Below are 3,958 nucleotides of genomic sequence, written 5' to 3'. Positions count from 1 at the left end.
AACCGAGCCCGTGTCGATGCCGAGATCGGCCATCATCGCCGGATTGCCGAGCGCGACCTTGCTGCCCGCCACCGTGCCGGAGACGCCCTTGCCGGTGACGGCCTCGAAGTCGCCGGCATCGGCTATCTTGATACCGCGGTCCGCCGCACCCTCGACGATCGCCTCGGCCAGCGGATGCTCCGAACCCTTCTCAAGCGAGGCGGCCAGCGCCAGAAGTTCGTTTTCCGCGATGCCGCCGGCGGGGACGACGTCGGTCAGCCGCGGCCGGCCCTCGGTCAGCGTGCCGGTCTTGTCGACGATCAGCGTGTCAACGGAAGCGAAGCGCTCCAGCGCCGCCGCCTCCTTGATCAGCACGCCGGCATGGGCGCCGCGTCCGGTCGCCGTCATGATCGACATCGGCGTCGCCAGCCCCAGCGCGCAGGGACAGGCGATGATCAGCACCGACACCGCCGAGACGATGGCGAAGATCAGGCTGGGCTGCGGCCCGAGGATCGCCCAGGCGGCGAAGGCGGCGAGCGCCACCAGCACGACGGCCGGCACGAAATAGAAGGAAACGCGGTCGGCCAGGCCCTGGATCGGCGCCCGCGAGCGCTGCGCCTTGGCAACCAGTTCGACGATGCGCGACAGCGTCGTCTCGGCGCCGATGCGCTCGGCGCGCATGACCAGCGAGCCGTTCTTGTTGAGCGTGCCGCCGGTCAGCGCGTCGCCCTCGGTCTTTTCGACCGGCAGCGGCTCGCCGGTGATCATCGATTCGTCGATCGCCGAGCGCCCCTCGAGCACGACGCCGTCAACCGGGACGGCATCGCCCGGACGGATGCGCAGCCGGTCGCCGGCCTTGACCGTATCGAGCGGCACGTCGCTCTCGGAGCCGTCGGCGCCGATCAGCCGCGCCGTCTTCGGTGCCAGGTCGAGCAGTGCGCGGATGGCCGAGCCGGTGCGCTCGCGGGCTCTGAGCTCCAGCACCTGGCCGAGGAACACCAGTGCCACGATGACGGCGGCGGCCTCGAAATAGACAGGCACGGCGCCGCCATGGCCGCGGAACTGGTGTGGAAAGATGTCCGGAAACAGCGTGGCGGCGACGCTGTAGAGGTAGGCCGCGCCGACGCCGAGCGAGATCAGCGTCCACATGTTGGGGCTGCGGTTGCGGATCGAGTCCCAGCCGCGATGGAAGAACGGGAACGCCGCCCACAGCACGACAGGGCTCGCCAGCGCTAGCTCCGCCCATGTCTTCGTGCGGTCGTCGATTAAGCTTTCGAAGCTCAGGCCGAGCATAGGCGCCATGGCGATGACGAGCAGGGGCAAGGACAGCACTGCGCTGACCCAGAATCGCCGGGTGAAATCGACAAGTTCGGGATTCGGACCCTCGTCGCCGGTCGGCACTCCCATCGGCTCCAGCGCCATGCCGCAGATCGGGCAAGCGCCCGGCTTGTCGCGGATGATCTCGGGATGCATCGGACAGGTGTATTGCGTGCCCTTCGGCATCGGCTGTGGTGCCGGCCGGTCGCCGAGATAATTGGCCGGCGCGGCCTCGAACTTGCCCTTGCAGCCGGCCGAGCAGAAGTAGAAGCCCTGGCCCTCGTGGCGGATAAAGTGTCTGGCGCTGGAGCGATCGACACTCATGCCGCAAACGGGATCGGTGGCGGTCAGGTATCTTTCCGGATCGGCGTCGAATTTCGAACGGCAGCCCTCGCTGCAAAAATGATGGATCTGGCCGCCATGCTCGGCGGTCGGCTTGCCGGCGGTCTGATCGACCGTCATGCCGCAGACCGGATCGCGGATGACCGCCTCAGCGGCAGGCGCGGTACCCTTCGCGGAGCAGCAGCCGCCGCCGTGCGCGTGGTGATCTTGGTCGGAATGGGCCATTGGGAATGCCTCTTATGTCGCGATCTGAGGCCGAGGTAGTGCTTCCAGTAACTGGAAGGTCAAGGGTCGGCCGTATTTTTTCCGCCAGGCAATTCCCGGCCGGTCGAGGCAGCGGAATCCCGTATTGTCGGCGTGTCCGTCCGCCCCATACCCAGCACCGCGAAAACGCGCTATAGACGCCGCCAAAAAGGCAAGGCCGACCCGGGCATATGGCAAAAATCTCCCTGAAACTCGACGAGTTGATCGACGGCGTGATGCTGCGCCACGACATGACGGCGCTCACCGCGGCCCATGCCGGCGACGGTTCAGGGCCGGCGACGCGCGCGGCCGTCCTGCAGCTGCTCAAGGCGCGGCTCGCCGGCGGCCGCAAGATCGCGGAGGCCATGCTCAGGGAGGACGGCGGCGGCACCGCCTGCGCCGCCCGGCTGTCGCACGTCATGGACGAGATCATCCGGGCGCTCTACGATTTCGCCGCCACCCACGTCTATCGCGTCAAGAACCGCTCCGCGGCCGAGCGCATGGCGGTGGTGGCGGTCGGCGGCTACGGCCGCGGCACGCTGGCGCCGGGGTCCGACATCGATCTGTTGTTCCTGCTTCCCTACAAGCAGACGCCTTGGGGCGAGCAGATCGTCGAATACATGCTCTACATGCTGTGGGACCTCGGCCTGAAGGTCGGCCACGCCACCCGCAACATCGACGAATGCCTCAGGCTGTCGCGCACCGACATCACGATCCGCACCTCGATCCTGGAGGCGCGTTTCCTGTGGGGCGAGCAGAAACTTTATGACGAGCTTTTGACGCGTTTCGACCATGAGGTGGTGCGCACCACCGGCCCCGAATATGTGCAGGCCAAGCTTGCCGAACGCGACGATCGCCACGCCAAGGCCGGAGAAAGCCGCTATCTGGTCGAACCCAACGTCAAGGACGGCAAGGGCGGGCTGCGCGACCTGCAGACGCTGTTCTGGATCGGCAAATACTTCTACCGGGTGCGCACCGGCGAGGAGTTGGTCGAGAAGGATGTCTTCACCGAGGCCGAATACCGGGAATTCCTCAAGGCCGAGGATTTCCTCTGGGCGGTGCGCTGCCAGATGCACTTCCTCACCGGCAAGGCTGAGGAGCGGCTGCATTTCGACATCCAGCGCGAGATCGCCGAACGGCTCGGCTATACCAGCCATCCCGGCCTGTCGGCGGTCGAGCGCTTCATGAAGCACTACTTCCTCGTCGCCAAGGATGTCGGCGACCTCACCCGCATCTTCTGCGCCGCGCTCGAGGAAGAGCAGGCCAAGCACGTGCCTGGTTTCAACCGCATCTTCCTCACCTTCCAGCGTCGCAAGCGCAAGCTGGCCGGCACGTCCGATTTCATCGTCGACAATCACCGCATCAACGTCGCCGACGACATGGTGTTCGAGCGCGACCCGGTCAATCTGCTCAGGCTGTTCTGGTTCGCCGACAAGCATGGGCTGGAGTTCCACCCCGACGCGCTGAAGCTGCTCACCCGCTCGCTCGGCCTCGTCGGCAAGGCGCTGAGGCGCGACGAGGAGGCCAACCGGCTGTTCCTCGACATTTTGACCTCGGACCGCTACGCCGAGCTCAATCTCAGGCGCATGAACGAGGCGGGGCTGCTGAGCAAGCTGATCCCGGACTTCGGCAAGATCGTCGCCATGATGCAGTTCTCGATGTACCACCACTATACGGTGGACGAGCACCTGATCCGCTGCATCGGGGTGTTGGCCGAGATCGAGCGCGGCGACGGCGAGAAGGTGCATCCGCTGTCGCATTCGCTGATGCCGGGGCTGAAGAAGAGCCGCGAGGCGCTCTATGTCGCCGTGCTCCTGCACGACGTCGCCAAGGGGCGGCCGGAGGATCATTCGGAAGCCGGCGCCCGCATCGCGCGGCGCATCTGCCCGCATATGGGGCTGTCGGCCGCCGACACCGAGACGGTGGCCTGGCTGGTCGAGAACCATCTCGTGATGTCGATGACGGCGCAGACGCGCGACCTCAACGACCGCAAGACGATCGAGGATTTCGCCTCGATCGTGCAGTCGGTCGAGCGGCTGAAGCTGCTGTTGATCCTCACCGTCTGCGATATCAGGGG

The 3,958-nt window shown here is 66.2% G+C and carries 2 protein-coding genes; one reads left to right on the top strand and one right to left on the bottom strand.

Features of this window, described 5'->3' with window-relative positions:
• A partial coding sequence (locus EOA33_RS26985) for a heavy metal translocating P-type ATPase (protein ID WP_127407024.1) occupies positions 1 to 1,863 on the bottom strand: 1,863 nt, incomplete at its 3' end.
• Positions 1,864 to 2,072: 209 nt separating this feature from the next.
• Between EOA33_RS26985 and EOA33_RS26980 the strand changes: the two genes are divergently transcribed.
• A partial coding sequence (locus EOA33_RS26980; RefSeq protein ID WP_127407023.1) for a [protein-PII] uridylyltransferase occupies positions 2,073 to 3,958 on the top strand: 1,886 nt, incomplete at its 3' end.

The organism is Mesorhizobium sp. M4A.F.Ca.ET.050.02.1.1 (genome assembly GCF_003997725.1).
In the GTDB taxonomy this organism is placed as follows: domain Bacteria; phylum Pseudomonadota; class Alphaproteobacteria; order Rhizobiales; family Rhizobiaceae; genus Mesorhizobium.
Note: the sequence above shows the minus strand (reverse complement) of the source record. Positions and strands in the feature narration are given on the sequence as shown.